This window comes from Legionella jordanis, assembly GCF_900637635.1.
GTDB classification, from domain to species: Bacteria; Pseudomonadota; Gammaproteobacteria; order Legionellales; family Legionellaceae; genus Tatlockia; species Tatlockia jordanis.
On sequence record NZ_LR134383.1, the window covers coordinates 2,867,713 to 2,884,113 of the forward strand.

Consider the following 16,401-nt stretch of genomic DNA (forward strand, 5'->3'; position numbering starts at 1 on the left):
TTCGTTCGAATTTGCCTCTTGTCAATCAAATTAGTTCAGTTAGAATCAAAGTTAAGCGCAAGGAGGTGCGGCCATGAAAGATGAATTGATGGATTTAGTTCATGAATTGACTAGTTCTGCTCAGCCCCACAATCTCGAACAACTCACTTTTGTATTCCACAGCTATCGCGAACTTTTTCAGCCACTGGTAGTTCCTCCTAAACCTTGTGCATCTTTATGGCACGCCTTACGTAATATTCGAAGCCAGGTTATTGATTGGCAACAATTGGTTAATGAGCAGAACATCGAAATGGCACTGAGAGAAGAAATCCACCGGCTTGAGCAGGAGCAAATCAACCGGAAAAAACGTGCAGAATTTTTAAAGGCCAAACTGGAAGAATACCAGGTACATTTGAATGAATGCTATCCCGCCCTATTAAGAGCCTATAACAGTTATCTAGTGGCTAAAGAACCAACCATTGCTCTAAGCACACCAACGACTCTTTCACAGCAGCAGAATTTGCTTCTTGCTTACTTTGAGTTACTGAATCATCAGCATCGCACGCTTACGCACGAGAATATTTCCCTGCAATTGGCTGAAGCTTTCATTAAACGCAAAGAAATTTCAGGTAGGCTGAAGTCCATGGCCGTAATTACCAGCGATGACAGCTTCGATTCCATTAAACTATTTAAAATAGGACACAACAAGTTGGCCTCATTAAATCAGTTGAAAATGGATTTGGAACAAATCCAACAAGAATTGGCCGAAAATATTTCCTTGCAGGAAATCAAGGAAGATATAGAGCACAAGAAGCAGCAAATTAAAACGATTAATGCCGAACTTTTAAGCCTTGAGCTGCAACTGAAAGAATGTCAATTGCCTGAAGATGAGCGACACAGACTTAATAGTGAATACGCCAAGGCTCCTCATAAAGAACAATTTATTGCAGAAAAAACACAAGAACTTTCCTGGCAAAATTCCGTAATCAATCCACTGTCCTGGTTTGAATGGAGTACAAATTCAAATTTCATGCAAAAAGTTCATTCTCAGCAACTTGAAAATCATTATCTCAATCTTTTACATCAAGAGCATGAATTAACGACCCAGGCCAATCATTTGCGTGAGCAACTCTTGCGAAGTCAGGATTTCATGATTGCAGGAGATTCCACTTTTAAAATCGAACCCGCTTCAAAGGTGCTGCGTGCCCGAGCTATCAAACTTTTAGCGGAGCTTGAACCTCAATACAGTTTAAAGGCAGACAATAACTTATTGTTGCTCTCGGATCTGATTGAGCGGATTGGCTTTATTAGCAAGCAAACCGATAATCTTGAAACCGTTTTGAGGTTGTTGGAAGAATTAATTACAATCGATAAGACCGTCCTTGAGCTTCGCACAAAATACACGCTAATAGGCGATATGGACGAGTTAATGCCTTCAACAACAGAGCTTGCCCAGCTTCGCGAATCTGCTGAAGCGCGTCAACAAGAGATTTCTGTACTAACAGAAAAAATTCAATCCTGTGAGCAGTGTCTGCAGAAAATTGCCAGTATCAATGAAATTAATCTTGAACTGAAAGATGGGAAGAAACAGGCCTCAACGCTCAGAAGCACTCTGCGGGCAAAACGTTCTGAGCTGGCAAAAACGGTTGCTTATTCTCAGAATCACCTTAAGATAGAGCAGGCGAAACAAGTAATTGTTCAACAAATTAATGAATTGCAAGATTGTCTTCAAACATTCACCCTCAAAGCCAACGAAACTTTAGCTGATTCTGAATCCAGTAGCTCATTCACTAAAACGGTCATTTATCAGGACAATTTGCATTTCTGGAACCGTTTAATCAGCAATTTAAGCTCAACTTTGCCCAGTGATTTACAGCACTGGTACCAGCATTTAATCATTAGCTTACAAGCAAACATTCGAGATGAGCTACGCTACCATCAAGCCTTACATGTGTTGCAAGATCTGTTTTTTGAAATTCAAAACCCGGATCAGGACTTCCTCGTCCTTAGAGCTTACCAGAAGCTTTGCCCAGTACCAAAACAAGATTGGCAAAGGTTAGTTAATCTAAAACCTATGTTTTCTTCCGATGATCAAACATTAGCTGAGTTACGCACCCCTTCTCTTAATAGCAAATTGCGCGCTTTATATGAACAGCAAAAAAAATTATTTAAAAAGCATCCGAGAGAGGGCGAGTTGCTCAAACAGTTACTCAAGCATATCCATCAAGTTGCAATTCTAGCGGAAAATGATAATAACCATCCCGCATTGCAACACTTCCATTTTATGTCTGACCCACGTTACCAATGCTTACAGCGACATCGCGGATTTTATCGGATTTGTGAATGGTTGGGGCAATTATGTGCAACCATTATTAGTCTTTTTAAGAATGAAAGCCCAGTTGACTACCGTCAATTTTTCTTTTTTAAATCCACTCGGACAGAACGTTTAATTGAAGAAATGAATCAAGAAATTATTCATTGCGCTACCTAATGAGCGCAATGAATGGATAAATTTATGGGCTGTTAGCAAGGTGAATCAATAGGCATCAGTAATTTGTAAAATCCTAAAAATAAGCCTTTTCAATCTTTTGAATTTCTTCAGATAACTGTTCGGCCTGAGTTTGTACAGTCTTATTGTCCTTACCCTCAACCATGACCCTTAATAATGGCTCCGTTCCCGAAGGTCGCAAAAGAACTCGCCCCTCTCCCTCCAAATCATTACTTAATGCAGCGACTCTCTCAAGCACCTGAGGGTGTTCGGAGAGCTGAGCTGCATTTTCGGTTTTAATATTGATTAAGGTCTGGGGCAGCAATTCAATTCCTTCAACCAGCTGCTGCAGGGTTTTTTCCTGTTTAACCATTGAGGCTAAAACTTGCAAAGCCGCAACAATTCCATCCCCTGTTGTTGTTTTATCCAGGCAAACAATATGTCCCGAGGACTCCCCACCAATCTTCCAGTCTTTTTTCTTTAATGTTTCCAATACGTAGCGATCACCCACTTTCGTTCGTAAAAAGGGTACGCCCATATCAGTAATGGCTTTTTCCAAGCCATAGTTACTCATTAAAGTTCCTACAACCCCTCCGTGCAAGCTGTCTTTTTGCAAGCGATCTTTGGTAATGATATAAAGGATCTGATCGCCATCCACAATCTTGCCTTTCGCGTCAACCAAAATGAGGCGATCCCCATCCCCATCGAGGGCCACCCCCACATCAGCCCCGGTTTGCAAAACCTGATTGCAAAGCTGCTCTGGCGCAGTAGAACCGCATTTTTCATTGATGTTAAACCCATTAGGTTTATTGGCAATGGTAATCACTTCTGCGCCCAACTCGCTAAACACATTGGGAGCGATGTGATAAGTTGCGCCATTGGCGCAATCAACAACAATTTTTAAGCCCGTTAATCGGGTTAAGGGAGGGATCGTTGACTTGCAAAATTCAATATAGCGGCCGGGGGCATCATGGATTCGAATCGCTTTACCCAACTGAATGGAAGGTGCCACTTCAAGCGGTTTTTCCATTTCTGCTTCAATAGCCAATTCCAGATCGTCTGGGAACTTGCTGCCCTCAGCCGAGAAGAACTTAATGCCATTGTCTTCAAATGGGTTATGGGAGGCGCTGATTACCACTCCCGCATTAGCTCGCAATGTTTGCGTTAGATAGGCAATTGCCGGTGTTGGCATTGGACCTAATAAACTCACGTTGATACCTGCTGCAGAAAGACCAGCCTCCAGGGCAGACTCCAACATATAACCAGAAATTCTGGTGTCTTTGCCTATTAAAACTTTTTTACGTTCACCACCGCCAATAACTCTTCCCAGAGCCCAACCCAGTTTGAGGATAAACTCGGGGTTAATATTGGATAAACCAACTCGACCACGAATACCATCAGTGCCAAAATATCTTCGTTGACTCATCCTGTTTATCCTCTATACCTTAGTTATTGTTATCTGTAATAAGAGTGAAATGTTCAGCTGGCAAAACCGTTATACTATCACAATGAGGCTTTTAGCGAATTAATCTTTATTAATTTTTTCGCTGTTCCGATGATTAAAGGATTCATTGACGATAGCCTCCAGCATTGTTAGGGATTGGTGAGTAGCGGCTACATCATGGGTTCGCAGTATACCAACCCCATGCAGTGCTGCCACAATGGCAATACTCAACCCCCCTGGCAAACGCTCGTGCACCTCTTTGCCTAAGATCACCCCCAAAGTGCTCTTGCGCGAAGCCCCCAAAAGCAAGGGTAAACGGTGTTTATGGAACTCGCCCAAATTATTTACAATCCGCAAATTGTGCTCTGGCAATTTACCAAAGCCAAAGCCTGGGTCCAAAATGAGGTTGCGCGGGCATATCCCGGCCATTAAGCAGCTTGATATTTTATGTTCAAAGAAATCATTAAGCTCGTGAAGCACATCTTGTTTATAGTAAGGGTTGAGTTGCATAGTACTGGGTTGACCTTGCATGTGCATAAGACAAACAGGGACATTTAAAGATGCAGCAGTTTCTAAGGCATTCTCACCGCTAAGAGCGCTGATGTCATTGATTAAAAATGCGCCAGCCGAAACGGCCTCCTTCATTACTTGTGCTTTGCTGGTATCTATTGAAATGCAAACATCCGTTTCTGAGCGCAATGCTTCAATTACGGGAATTACCCGGGCAAGCTCCTCATCAAGACTTATAGCCACGGCGCCGGGTCGGGATGATTCGCCACCTACATCAATAAGATCAGCTCCTTCTGAAACCATGGTGCGCGCCTGCCTCAAAGCATCCTCTTTTTGCAGATACAATCCACCATCGGAAAACGAATCCGCGGTGATATTAAGGATTCCCATGATCAAAGGCTTATTAAAAGCCAATGACCTTTGTGCATACAGTTCGCACCACTGCTTAAATTGTTGGTTATTCATGGTCAATATTATTAATTCGAATTATAAAACCGGACGATGGAATCAATTTGGCTGAACGATTGTTTCAGCCAAATTCTCAATTACAAGGGTTATTTCCTAACTGAGTTAAACTGAGGCATTAACCTGAATAGAGACCAGGCGCTGCCCCAGTTCAGATTAATTGTGATCACCAGCAGGTTTATCAAGAGGCTTACCGTTAATTGTGGTCGATGTGCTATCTCCACCTTTTTTGTCTTTGTCAATGAGCTTGGGAGAATCCCAATCCTCTGGAGGGGAAGGTTCATGGCCGCTCATGATTTCTTGGATTTGTTTGGCATCAATGGTTTCATATTTAATCAGGCCTTCTGCCATCAAATGCAATTTATCCATATTTGCCAAAAGAATTTCTTTCGCCCTTTGATAATTTCTATCAATAATCTGACGAACTTCTTCATCAATTTGCTGTGCGGTATTATCAGAAATTTCTTTATGCTGACTTACGCTTCTTCCGAGAAAAACTTCTCCTTGCTCTTCACCAAAGGTCAGTGGACCTAGGGCAGATAAGCCCCAGGTGGTCACCATTTTACGCGAAATCTCGGTTGCCCGCATGATATCATTGGACGCACCGGTGGTTACGCTTTCGGCACCAAAAATCAACTCTTCGGCAATACGTCCACCAAACAAACTACACAACTGACTTTCCAACCGTCGCTTGCTATGGCTGTAGCGATCTTGCTCAGGCAAAAACATCGTAACACCGAGCGCCCGCCCACGAGGAATAATAGTGACCTTATACACAGGATCGTGTTCAGGAACAGACAAGCCAACGATTGCATGGCCGGCTTCGTGATAGGCTGTCAGTTTCTTTTCATTTTCATCCATAACCATGGAGCGCCTCTCTGCACCCATCATGATTTTATCTTTTGCTTTATCGAGCTCAATCATACCGACTTTGCGTTTGTTCGCCCGCGCTGCAAAAAGAGCCGCTTCATTCACCAAATTGGCTAAGTCAGCCCCTGAAAATCCAGGTGTGCCACGAGCTATCGGTAAAATTTCAACATCTTTATTAATAGGTACCTTTTGTAAATGGACTCTCAAAATCTGCTCACGTCCACGAATATCTGGCAAGGGAACTACCACTTGACGGTCAAAACGGCCCGGTCGTAAGAGAGCAGGATCCAAAACATCAGGACGGTTCGTTGCGGCGACGACAATAACTCCTTCGTTCCCTTCAAAGCCATCCATTTCGACCAGTAACTGATTCAGTGTTTGTTCGCGTTCATCATGGCCACCACCTAAACCGGCTCCCCGATGGCGTCCAACGGCGTCAATTTCATCGATAAAAATGATGCAAGGGGCATGTTTTTTTGCTTGCTCAAACATATCGCGAACGCGTGAAGCTCCGACTCCCACAAACATTTCAACGAAGTCAGAACCTGAAATAGTAAAGAATGGTACTTTGGCTTCACCAGCTACGGCCTTGGCTAACAAGGTTTTACCGGTTCCTGGAGATCCCACAAGCAGTACACCTCGTGGAATGCGGCCGCCCAAATTCTGGAATTTAGAAGGATCTCGCAAAAAGTCCACCAATTCTTTGACCTCTTCTTTTGCTTCATCAACACCGGCGACATCAGCGAAAGTGACTTTTACTTGATCTTCACCGAGCAATCGTGCTCGTGAACGTCCGAACGACATTGCTCCCCGGCCACCGCCGCCTTGCATTTGCCGCATAAAAAAGACCCAAACGCCAATTAAAAGGAGCATCGGGAACCAGTTTATAAACAAGTGCAGCAAAAAGCTCTCTTGTTGTTTTTCCTGGCCACTCACATCAACTTGATTTTTAAGTAATTCACCCAACAAGGCATCGTCCTGCATGGGCATGTAAGTGACAAATCGATGATTATTTTTTGTAAGACCCTTGATGACCTTATTGTCTTCAATGGTCACATTGCTAATCATGCCTTGATCAACTTCTTTCAGGAACTTGCTGTAGGAAATTTTCTCAGAGGATGTATGACGTGGACCGAAATTGCTGAACACTGAGACCAAAACAATCGCAATTATCAGCCACAAAAATAAATTTTTTACCATGTCGTTCAAAGCATTAACCTCGATTGGTGACGTATTTCTACGAACGATAACGTTACTATAAATTATAGCCCTTCGCTAGCAAATAGGTTTCTCGCGAACGAGAACGTGATGCAGCAGGCTTACGAATAATTACTTTACTAAATTTTAAACGGGCCTCTTTCAGCAACTCATCAAACCCCGTTCCCTGAAAGACTTTCATGACCAAACTCCCTCCTGGCTTAAGCACTTTCGCCGCAAAGTCAAAGGCGAGCTCTGCCAAATACATCGCACGCGGGATGTCAATTGCGGAGGCTCCACTCATATTTGGGGCCATATCCGACAAAAGCAAGTCCACACCACGTTCAGGAATGATATTCATCAATTTCTCAAACACCTCATCCTCGCGGAAATCACCCTGAATGAAGGTAACTTCCGGCAATGCATCCATTGGTAAGATATCCAGTGCAATAATTGTGCCGTGTCCTTGTAATCTTTCTGTGACATATTGAGTCCATCCACCTGGAGCAGCTCCCAGATCAACAACGGTAATACCAGGTTTTAACAACTGTTCTTTATCATCAATTTCTTTGAGCTTATATACCGCACGGCTGCGATAGCCTTCGGCCTGTGCCTTTTTTACAAAGGCATCATCAAAATGTTCTTGCAACCAGCGTTTACTGCTTTTGGAGCGGGGCATATCATATTCTCTTTTAGGAATCTTAGAATCATACTCAAATTTACTACCTTTTCCCAGCAAAACGTGCAATAATTTGCCATTTATTGAGAGGGATAGTCCTAATGGACACTGCATTCAGACAATCTTTAAAGGCTAAAGCCCATCATCTTAAGCCTGTGATCCTTTTAGGTGCCAAAGGTTTAACCGCTGCTGTTCTTGAGGAAACCAATCATGCACTCCAGGCGCACGAGTTAATTAAAATCAAAATTGCGGGTGTTGAGCGCGATGAGCGTCAACAGATTGCCACAGAAATTTGTGAAGAACTGGGCGCTGAGTTGGTGCAGTTAATTGGTAACATTGCGGTCATTTATCGAAAAAACGAAGATAATTAATCCACATTTCTCGCTACCAATAGTATTGCTGAGGCATGGCAGATCCGGTTGCAAGTTGCACAACGTTTTTACTGCCATGAAAGGCGCAGAAGCACTTAAGCCGAAAACTTATTCAGCAAAATTTGACCTGTTTTATTCTCTTGGATTTAATGGTAAACCGACAGTGGCCAGGCTCTTTTAAGACTGTATTGAACTGCCATTTATATTTTTTGGGGATTTTCTGTTTCTTCCCAAGGTTTTTGTATAATCTTTAACCTTAACATTAAGATTTTCATAAGGGAAGTCATATACAATCTTAGTCTGAGATTTTCACGAAGGAGAGGATAGTGACGCATTCCATAATTCAAGAAGAAGTTAATATTTTCCAATTCCCCAAAGACATCCACCCCGCGGATCCCGATTTTGAAATTACAATTGGCGATCTTCATGGCAATGCCATGAAATTAATGTTCATGCTCGTAAAACAAGGCATTACCAGCAATCTCAATGATAAAGACTATGCCCAATTGGTTACGATTTACGAAAAGAGCGCTGAGCGTCTAACCAAAACGGATCTTAATGAATTCAACAGAATAATCAATGGGATTAAATTTAATAAGGCCGCCATCAGACTCATCGGCGATGAGCTTGCTGACAGAGGCAGCAATGATTATTTCACCCTTAGAATTTTACAGAAATTACGCGAGCAGCAGGTTTCAGTTGAGATATTAATGTCCAATCACAGCGTAGAATTTCTGCAAGCCTGTGAGATGCATCAGGAAAATAAAGCGTTCAAAGCGCCATTATTAAAACATGACCATGCACGCTCCCTCGAAAATATGCAAACTCTCATAGAGAGAAAACTTATAACGCCTAAAGAAGTATTTGAAATCACCGACAGCGCTTATAAACCAAGCCTGAAAGTAATTTCCTACACATTAAGCGAGGATGATTCGGAAATTGTAATTTTTAGTCATGCGCCCATCGGATTAAATACAATTGCAGATTTAGCCCAACAGTTTGGAGTGAATTATGAGGACTCTACAGCAGTTGAATTAGCTAAAACGATAGATAACATCAACCGCAAATTCCAGGACTATGCAAGAAGGAATACTATAGGTAAATTATGCCCAGCAGAGGCCATGTACAAAGGTTATAGTGACACTTTTTTCAGTTCAGATTTAAAAGCATACCCTTTTGTAGGCGTCATGTGGAATAGAGGCTACGTGGCAATCGAGCGCCCAGCCGAGCATAATGGCTATAAACTGGTTTATGCCCATGGGCATGATAGTCATGACCCGCTTCAGAATGAAGCATACGTCCACAATCTGGATTTTTTAAATACACTGGGTAGACCAGAATTATGGCACAGGGAAGGCGGCACTTATCGAGTTTTACAAACCAATCGAAAACAATTACTGGCTGAAGAATTAACGGCCCGCTCAGCAGCTATCGAAAATACTTCTTCTTCCCCAACCGAAGAACAAGAAAGCCTGCTGCAAATACAGGCCGCCACTTTAGGGGAACTTAAGGAAAGCTTTGAAAGTCAAATGGATGCAATTGCCACGAAAGCAGCAATTTTAAGACAAGATGGTCATGATGATGCTGCTAATGCTGCCGCGCTGCTTCATCAGAAAGTCATGCAAAGTTATGGCGAAACCCTCGGCAAACGGGGTAATGTCAAGCTCTTTAAGCAGGAATGTCAGGATGCCATTGCTGAATCTCGTTCCGCCTTAGAAAATCATCGTGGTTTTAAACTTATATTACGATATCTAGCAGCTACCATCACTGGCTTCGGGGTTCTTTTTGTTGCCGCTGACCTAGGTTATAAATTTGCGACTGGAAAACATTTTTCCTTTTTCCAAACTAAAACTGCGCAAATGCTAAGCACTCTGGAGCAAACTTTAGAACAAGCCACCAAGGAACATCCTTCGGAACAAACAACACATCCCTAAATTGGTTAGGCCGCTAAATCACCGTTCTTAAGAATGCTCCCGTTTGTTGAATCCATGGGAGCATTTTTCCTAATCTTAATGCCCGCAATCAGCCCTATCCCTATATAAAGCCCTTTCCGAATGCCTGTCATTCAATAAGCATCCAGAATTTTTCAGCAACGATGCGGTTTTGCAAGCGACAATATGGTTTAACGCCCTCCCCTTCCATCAAGAGGCGGGCTGCTTCCTATGAATCCTGTGCTATAAATTAAGCAGCGTAATTAAAATTAAAATTTATGAAACAGTTTGCTTCCCTTTTAATTTTAGCAAGCGCTGCCAGCTTCCTTTTGGCTGGTTACTACTTCATTGAGGCTTGGCACATCACTCATCACAGCGTGCAAACCACGGGAACAATAGTGGGATTTGTTGCAAAAACATCTCAAAACAACCTCAGTCGTGCTCAAGTGTTACACTATCCTGTCATTCGCTTCTCGACCCAAAAGGGTCAGATTATTGAATTTCAGAGCCAGTTAGGCTTTTATCCAAGCGCTCCTCACTTAAATGAAAGCATCACGGTTATTTATCACCCCGATCATCCCAAGCATAATTATGCAAACAGTTATTTTATCCTTTGGCTTCGGTTCAGTTTAGTGTTGCTGGCTGCCTTTTTCTTTGCCCTGCTGGCAACCTTTCTTTATAAAATCGAAGCCTCCGGCAATTCTTGATTTTCAAACCAAGAGAGACCGAACATGCCGCTAGAAAAGCCAATCATAGCCTTAACAATTGAATCTTTATGAATCACAACAACGTGACAGTAACCAAAGGATTGTATACACTTGAACATTATTTGCAATGCTCTAAACACATCCGAGTCAATGAGGGTATGCCTAAATTTTCGTTTCTAAGATACATTCCAAACCTGCTGACATTTTTTCGCCTCGTGTTGATTGTGCCATTTTTGGTATCTCTCTACGAACACGAATATGACAAGTCTTTTTATATTTTTTTTACAGCAGGTTTTACCGATGGTTTAGACGGCTGGCTTGCCAGAAACTTCAAATGGCAGAGTAGTTTGGGTTCACTCATCGACCCTTTGGCAGATAAATTGCTAGTTGCCTCAAGCTTCATTTCTTTGGCCTTAATTGGAGAATTGCCCTGGTGGCTGGTTGCTCTGGTGTTTTTACGTGATTTAACCATTTCAATAGGCGTTATAGCCTGGTATTGGCTTATTCAGCGACAAATGGAATTTGAACCCACACTGATCAGCAAAGTTAACACGACCTTGCAACTCACTTTGGTGAGTCTCTGCTTGTTTGAACTGGCTTTTTTCACATTTGCCCCTTATTTAAGAGAACTTTTAATTTACCTAACAGCAGCGACCACCGCAGCAAGTTACATTGATTACGTTTGGACCTGGGGCAAAAAGGCTTATGCCGCTGGTAAAAAACCTGGCAAGAAAACCTCACCAGGGACCCACTAGACAATGAATAAACAATTAGCATTGGCCATTCAACTCAATGATGAGGCCACTTTTAATGATTTTTGTTGGGGAGAAAATGACTTATTGCGCAAAGAAGTCATACGCATGCTGGAGGGTTCCGGCGAGCGCTATTTAATGCTTTGGGGGGCTGTAGGAAGTGGGAAATCTCATTTGTTGCAGGCTTGTTGCCAAGCCCTGAGTTCTGAACAAAGCAGCATTTATCTGCCTCTAAAAGTTCTTAAAGAATGGGGGCCAGATAGCATTGATGCCATTGAGCAGCAAAACTTAATTGCCATTGATGACATTGATGTTATTGCTGGGGATGCCGCTTGGGAAGAGGCCTTGTTCCATCTTTATAATAAGGCAAGAGCGCAAGAAGATACGAAGCTAATTATAAGCAGCTCCCAATCTCCTGCATCCGCCAGAATTAATCTTCCTGATCTTAAGTCCCGCTTGAGCTGGGGCTTGGTAGTGCAACTTTACGAGTTGAATGATGATTTGAAAATTCAAACCTTGCAACAACATGCGCAAAAGCGAGGGTTTGAATTACCCACTGGTGTTGGCCAATTCCTAATCAATCGCTGTGCGCGCAATATGAGTGATCTCCATCAGATTCTTGATCAGCTGGATAATGCATCCCTTGCCGCTCAACGAAAAATTACGATCCCATTTGCCAAAACTATCTTAAATATTTAACAGGTTTATCACCTGCTAAACTTACATATTGTTGCTAGCGATCTCCAAACTTCTTAAGTCATCAAAGGAGCGACTTCTTCTTGAGCCAGCATAAAAACTATAAGAAGAAAGATTTGCTGCAGAAGTTTTCGAAGAAGTTTTGTCAACGTCAGATGATGCCCTCTTTAAACCCTTCAGAGATCCTGGCATCTCATCGACCGTTTGATTGAATTTTTGAAGTGTGGCTATGGTCTTTTGTTGGCGCTCGATTATTTTATCGGCTTCCGACACCCTCTCTTCTAGAGAGATTATAGTAGCAACTTGATTCAGCTTCGTTTCTTTTAAGGAGCTGTTCTCAGACAACATGTTGACTAAATGATCCAGTTCTCTGGATTCCTGCTCCACAGCTTCGCTATCGCATAAAGCATCGATTTTATTTTTGTCCAAATGCATCCAGCGGCTGATCAGATTTTCTATGCCTGGCCGTTCTACGAACCAATACACGCTAAATGCCGCTAAACCGACTAAAATGCTTGCGATTAGCACGGGAGGAAAGGCTGCGGAAACTGACCCCATAAATAAACCAGCAATGGCCAGTGCAACCGTTTGCCCGGAGAAAAAGCCACCGCTAAAGAAAATAACGCCAGCAATTCCAGCCGTTAACATCTTGCCAAATCTTAAGTAAGGATTGTTCAAAGCTTCCATTAGCTTTAATCTCTCCTTATCCAAATCTTTATGTCGCGCCATTAGCATTTTGGCAAGTTGTAAATCTTCATTCACTTGTTCAATGGTTTTACTTGCCGGGTGGGATAAAAGACTTCGTAATGCTTTAATTTTCTTGAATTCAGAATAGAGGATGTCCAGCTTCTTGGGTGAATTACTAAATTTGACCCCTAAGTTCTTTGAAATTTCAACCAGATCAAAGCTATAAAAAACAACAATGGATAAAATGGCAAAGACTGAGCCGGCCAGGAAAATAGCAAACGTGGGCACTGAAGAGAAAATACCCATGATGGCGCTAATGCCATCAAAACCTTCACAACCAAAATAAACGGTCCCGGCTACAGCCAAAAGTCCTAATTTGGCTTTGGCAAGCCATCCCCCTTTCTTTTTCGATTTTCTTTCATGGGGGGCACTTTTGGAATTGCACAAGTCTTTTAGCAAGGAAATATTTAACTTGCCTAATAGGAGAGCATCTTCTTCATTTAAGTCAATATCAAAGGGAGTTAACCAGCCAAGCAGAGTGGCGGTTTCAACTTCAGAAGCAGCTTGAGCAAAGCGAACCGCTAAAGCATTGTTTTTATCCTTTAATTGCGAGATTATTTCCTGGCTTTCTTGACTAATTTGAATTGTCATAGTTCCATTACACCCCGATGTTGGTAAAAGCCCAAAGTGATCTAGATTCAGGCATATCGCCTATCTTACTGTAGATTTATTAACCAAATATTAAGAAACAAGAAAAAAAATGAATTTCCTATGACAACCCAAGTCGCTTTAAATTCACTTGCCAATCCTTTTGAATTAGCAGGGTGATGGATCAGCTGGAAAGAGATTGCCTCGCATCAAACTTCAGCTCGCAATAAAATCACAGTGTCAATTTGAAAAACTAGAGAGCTTTAATTTGCTCATTATTAATTAGCTTTTGATTATAAATGAATCATCGTGTTTAGTTAAAATAATTTTCTGCTTGTTTAATTCAAGGATTAATTTACTTGTCGGATCTAAAAAAAAAATGTTATCTTTCTACCAATTTTGCACATAATAGGCATTAATTATGCTTTTTGACCAGAAAAGTTTAAATCAGCTCAAACCTCAAATCACGCTGCTGCTAAACCGCATTAATCGTTTAGCCCCCGAAACCAAAAACCCTTTGGTCCAGAAATTAAAACGCTATAGTGAAAAAATAGGGCGACTCAGAGCAGAAGAGTACAGCGACCTAATGCAAACTTTAGAAGCGGCTTCTTGCCTGCTCAAAAATCTCGAATTGGGAGAAAACACGGTTCATTACATACAAAAAATTTTGCAGATGCAGGCTACAAATAATCCTTATGATCCTGAAAAACAGCTTCTTCTAGAACAAAAGCGCAGTAAATTGAATGAAAGGGATTTAACAAAAATTTTCGCAACCTTGCACGCTAAACGAAAAAAATTCGAGTCTCCTCAAGATCTTTTTGAACAAGAAGCCTATCGAAAAGGGACTGGTTATAACATCAGCATGTGGTATCGAGATGCCCACCACCCCTCTAATACAGAAAAGTTGGCAAATTGTACGGAACAAACCAATGCAGCGTTTGTATACCTGTATCTGATGGTAATGGATGAAATTCGAGAAAACAAACCCGCGCCTTTTAAGCGTATTGAGCGGGTGGACGTTGAAAATCGTTTGGGAGGCCATAGTTATCTATTGCTCGATAAATCCAAAGTTAAACAATTTGCAAGTTTGCCCCAACCTTTGGCAGATATTCCTTGTGAGGACTACTTAAGTGCTACTGATGAATTTGGTGATGTTTGCGTAGTCATTGATCCCTGGAACAAAAATCATCCTTTTTTTCCAGCTTCAGATATGGCTGATAAGATGCCGAAATGCGGCTTATCAGGAACAGTCAATTTTGAATTTGCCCTTGATTTTTCTTCAGGTTGCCCACCTAAAGATGAGCTAGAATCAGAAGAGCCAGTTTTTTATACAGCCCGATTATAAATGGCATAAGCGCATAGGGGCTACTACTGATGGTTATGCCTGAACATAGTAGCCTAGGTCCTTTTCTTTTGAATTGCTCAATCTACATCTGGAGCTTGCGCATCAGTCATCGAGCTCCCTGGAATTTTTCGTGATTCGCTTGCCCATTCACCTAAATCAATGAGCTTACAGCGCTCTGAGCAAAAAGGCCTGAAGGAATTTTCCTTCTGCCAGGTATTGGGGCTGGCGCAGGTCGGGCAGACAATTTTTTCTACGGTGTTCATAACTATACAATCATTCGTCTTAAATGAGTGAGTATGTGACAGAGAGTGATCATTTTCAAGAAAAGCTATTGAGAATACATCCGTATCTGACAGCACCATTTCGACTTATCCGCTATTGTTCACAAGGTTATTCACAGAATCTGTGGAAAACTTTTTCCTAAATTCATTAAAAAGCATAGATTCGATACTGTATTAACCACTATTAGGAAATAAATACCGAAATGCTCAGCATTGGCTGTACATCCGATAGGAGTTTAAAAACAAATACATTCATAATTGGCTTTCAAAATATTCCATACAGCCTTAGCATTAGCATAAATAATCCGCTGATGCGAAAAACATGACTAGCATTCAAATGGTTTCAAATGCCGTTGCGCAAGAATTTTTTGAAAAACTAATGCCCAATGCTTCTGACAGCGATGTGAAAACACATAATATTTCCGGGCTTAATGGAGATTCTAATGTTCATCTCGCAGCGATTATTGATGATCGCACAGTTGGGATTTTGAGTTTGTCCTTTCCTTATCCACTGAGTGCCAAAATAGATTGCTTAGAGATTGTTAAACCGTATCAGAGTGAGGGCTTGGAGAATTTGCTATTGCAAAAAGCTGAGCAGTACGCCAAAAAAAAAGCAAGCATGATCACTGTCCAAATTTTAGCTGCTGAGGCTGGACCAGAAGCGCTAAGGCGGTTTAATTTTTATTGCAACCAGCAATTTTCCCCCCTAATTAACCTTATTCCTGAATGCTCCCACCCTCCTATGGTTTGCATGATAAAAAGACTCGACAATGCCATGGATGAATTAATTGCTCTTGAACAAGAGGCACGTTCTTTTGGTTTTGAATGGCCCAATGAGGAAATGATCCTTGATCAAGCTCTAAGCGAATGTGCAGAAATCAAAGAAGCCTTGGAAAACGGGGAGTCGCAGAAGCGCATTCAAGAAGAAATGGGTGATTTGCTGCATACAGCCATATCCCTTTGCTTGTTTGCAGGTTTTCACCCGGAAGATACCATGGCTAAAATTGCTAGCAAATTTAAAGCGAGGATGCAGGCTTTAAAAGAAGATGCCTATCAAAACGGCCTCAAGCATTTAAAGGGACAGCCTCCATCCATGCTCATGAAGTTGTGGCAAGAGGCCAAGAAAAAGAGCAAGTGATTAACGAGCACTCCTCTAAACTTTCACTTCAGACTTCCCCATTCGCAAAACTATGTTTTGATGAGCGCCTGCTTTTCTCTCAACTTGCATAGGAGTGGGTTTTTTCTGCACAACATGAACTGTTGATGCTTGCATTGCTTGTCAGATTTCATTTTAATTCGTTTTCTGGGGGCTGGCTTTAGTTTTTTCATATAAAAATTCAGGGGTCATATT

Annotated in this window: 14 protein-coding genes; 8 read left to right on the forward strand and 6 right to left on the reverse strand. The window is 41.8% G+C overall.

Translation table 11 applies throughout. The features are described from left to right. The first annotated feature begins 73 nt into the window (after positions 1-73). The gene (locus tag EL203_RS13005) at positions 74-2,470 is read left to right on the forward strand and encodes a coiled-coil domain-containing protein (protein ID WP_058471809.1); all 2,397 of its coding nucleotides are present in this window, start codon (positions 74-76) and stop codon (positions 2,468-2,470) included. A gap of 73 nt (positions 2,471-2,543) precedes the next feature. Here the strand turns inward: EL203_RS13005 and glmM are convergent, their stop codons facing one another. From glmM to rlmE, 4 genes are all read right to left on the reverse strand, one after another. Then, entirely contained in the window at positions 2,544-3,893 is a 1,350-nt protein-coding gene (gene glmM / locus EL203_RS13010; protein ID WP_058471808.1) for a phosphoglucosamine mutase, read from the reverse strand. A 99-nt stretch (positions 3,894-3,992) separates the two neighbouring features. After that, positions 3,993-4,886 carry a dihydropteroate synthase gene (gene folP, locus EL203_RS13015; protein WP_058471807.1) on the reverse strand — a complete coding sequence of 298 codons (894 nt, stop codon included), beginning with the start codon at positions 4,884-4,886 and terminating at the stop codon, positions 3,993-3,995. 156 nt (positions 4,887-5,042) lie between these two features. Beyond that, a complete protein-coding gene (gene ftsH / locus EL203_RS13020) occupies positions 5,043-6,956 on the reverse strand; it encodes an ATP-dependent zinc metalloprotease FtsH (protein WP_058471806.1) in 1,914 nt (637 codons plus the stop codon). 55 nt (positions 6,957-7,011) lie between these two features. Further along, complete coding sequence (gene rlmE / locus EL203_RS13025) at positions 7,012-7,632, reverse strand: 23S rRNA (uridine(2552)-2'-O)-methyltransferase RlmE (RefSeq protein ID WP_058472262.1); 621 nt, start codon at positions 7,630-7,632, stop codon at positions 7,012-7,014. 101 nt (positions 7,633-7,733) lie between these two features. Here rlmE and yhbY point away from each other — a divergent pair, with 101 nt between their 5' ends. The 5 genes from yhbY (at position 7,734) to hda (ending at position 12,092) form a co-directional block, all read left to right on the forward strand. Next, positions 7,734-8,003, forward strand: coding sequence for a ribosome assembly RNA-binding protein YhbY (gene yhbY, locus EL203_RS13030; protein WP_058471805.1), 270 nt, complete (start codon positions 7,734-7,736; stop codon positions 8,001-8,003). A 326-nt stretch (positions 8,004-8,329) separates the two neighbouring features. After that, positions 8,330-9,937: a Dot/Icm T4SS effector Wip gene (wip, locus tag EL203_RS13035; protein ID WP_058471804.1), complete on the forward strand. Its 1,608-nt coding sequence runs from the start codon at positions 8,330-8,332 to the stop codon at positions 9,935-9,937. 275 nt (positions 9,938-10,212) lie between these two features. Then, a complete protein-coding gene (locus tag EL203_RS13040) occupies positions 10,213-10,641 on the forward strand; it encodes a DUF3592 domain-containing protein (RefSeq protein ID WP_058471803.1) in 429 nt (142 codons plus the stop codon). A 68-nt stretch (positions 10,642-10,709) separates the two neighbouring features. After that, positions 10,710-11,396 carry a CDP-alcohol phosphatidyltransferase family protein gene (locus EL203_RS13045; RefSeq protein ID WP_232003962.1) on the forward strand — a complete coding sequence of 229 codons (687 nt, stop codon included), beginning with the start codon at positions 10,710-10,712 and terminating at the stop codon, positions 11,394-11,396. Positions 11,397-11,399: 3 nt separating this feature from the next. Next, the gene (gene hda / locus EL203_RS13050) at positions 11,400-12,092 is read left to right on the forward strand and encodes a DnaA regulatory inactivator Hda (RefSeq protein ID WP_058471802.1); all 693 of its coding nucleotides are present in this window, start codon (positions 11,400-11,402) and stop codon (positions 12,090-12,092) included. Positions 12,093-12,113: 21 nt separating this feature from the next. On the opposite strand, the gene EL203_RS13055 is transcribed toward hda, so the two are convergent. Beyond that, positions 12,114-13,427 (reverse strand): hypothetical protein, encoded by a 1,314-nt coding sequence (locus EL203_RS13055; protein WP_058471801.1) that lies wholly within the window; start codon positions 13,425-13,427, stop codon positions 12,114-12,116. A gap of 418 nt (positions 13,428-13,845) precedes the next feature. On the opposite strand from EL203_RS13055, the gene EL203_RS13060 reads away from it, so the two are divergent. Beyond that, the gene (locus tag EL203_RS13060) at positions 13,846-14,769 is read left to right on the forward strand and encodes a hypothetical protein (protein WP_058471800.1); all 924 of its coding nucleotides are present in this window, start codon (positions 13,846-13,848) and stop codon (positions 14,767-14,769) included. Between the two features lie 77 nt (positions 14,770-14,846). Here the strand turns inward: EL203_RS13060 and EL203_RS13065 are convergent, their stop codons facing one another. Then, positions 14,847-15,032, reverse strand: a complete 186-nt coding sequence (locus EL203_RS13065; protein WP_058471799.1) for a DNA gyrase inhibitor YacG — start codon at positions 15,030-15,032, stop codon at positions 14,847-14,849. A 340-nt stretch (positions 15,033-15,372) separates the two neighbouring features. Between EL203_RS13065 and EL203_RS14535 the strand changes: the two genes are divergently transcribed. After that, positions 15,373-16,188 carry a MazG nucleotide pyrophosphohydrolase domain-containing protein gene (locus tag EL203_RS14535; RefSeq protein ID WP_197723117.1) on the forward strand — a complete coding sequence of 272 codons (816 nt, stop codon included), beginning with the start codon at positions 15,373-15,375 and terminating at the stop codon, positions 16,186-16,188. Positions 16,189-16,401: the final 213 nt, after the last annotated feature.

Excerpts from the sequence above, each read along its gene's own strand:
- EL203_RS13005 (WP_058471809.1), top strand. The coding sequence starts at position 74 with ATGAAAGATGAATTGATGGATTTAGTTCATGAATTGACTAGTTCTGCT.
- glmM (WP_058471808.1), bottom strand. The coding sequence starts at position 3,893 with ATGAGTCAACGAAGATATTTTGGCACTGATGGTATTCGTGGTCGAGTT.
- folP (WP_058471807.1), bottom strand. The coding sequence starts at position 4,886 with ATGAATAACCAACAATTTAAGCAGTGGTGCGAACTGTATGCACAAAGG.
- ftsH (WP_058471806.1), bottom strand. The coding sequence starts at position 6,956 with ATGGTAAAAAATTTATTTTTGTGGCTGATAATTGCGATTGTTTTGGTC.
- rlmE (WP_058472262.1), bottom strand. The coding sequence starts at position 7,632 with ATGCCCCGCTCCAAAAGCAGTAAACGCTGGTTGCAAGAACATTTTGAT.
- yhbY (WP_058471805.1), top strand. The coding sequence starts at position 7,734 with ATGGACACTGCATTCAGACAATCTTTAAAGGCTAAAGCCCATCATCTT.
- EL203_RS13040 (WP_058471803.1), top strand. The coding sequence starts at position 10,213 with ATGAAACAGTTTGCTTCCCTTTTAATTTTAGCAAGCGCTGCCAGCTTC.
- EL203_RS13045 (WP_232003962.1), top strand. The coding sequence starts at position 10,710 with ATGAATCACAACAACGTGACAGTAACCAAAGGATTGTATACACTTGAA.
- hda (WP_058471802.1), top strand. The coding sequence starts at position 11,400 with ATGAATAAACAATTAGCATTGGCCATTCAACTCAATGATGAGGCCACT.
- EL203_RS13055 (WP_058471801.1), bottom strand. The coding sequence starts at position 13,427 with ATGACAATTCAAATTAGTCAAGAAAGCCAGGAAATAATCTCGCAATTA.
- EL203_RS13060 (WP_058471800.1), top strand. The coding sequence starts at position 13,846 with ATGCTTTTTGACCAGAAAAGTTTAAATCAGCTCAAACCTCAAATCACG.
- EL203_RS13065 (WP_058471799.1), bottom strand. The coding sequence starts at position 15,032 with ATGAACACCGTAGAAAAAATTGTCTGCCCGACCTGCGCCAGCCCCAAT.
- EL203_RS14535 (WP_197723117.1), top strand. The coding sequence starts at position 15,373 with ATGACTAGCATTCAAATGGTTTCAAATGCCGTTGCGCAAGAATTTTTT.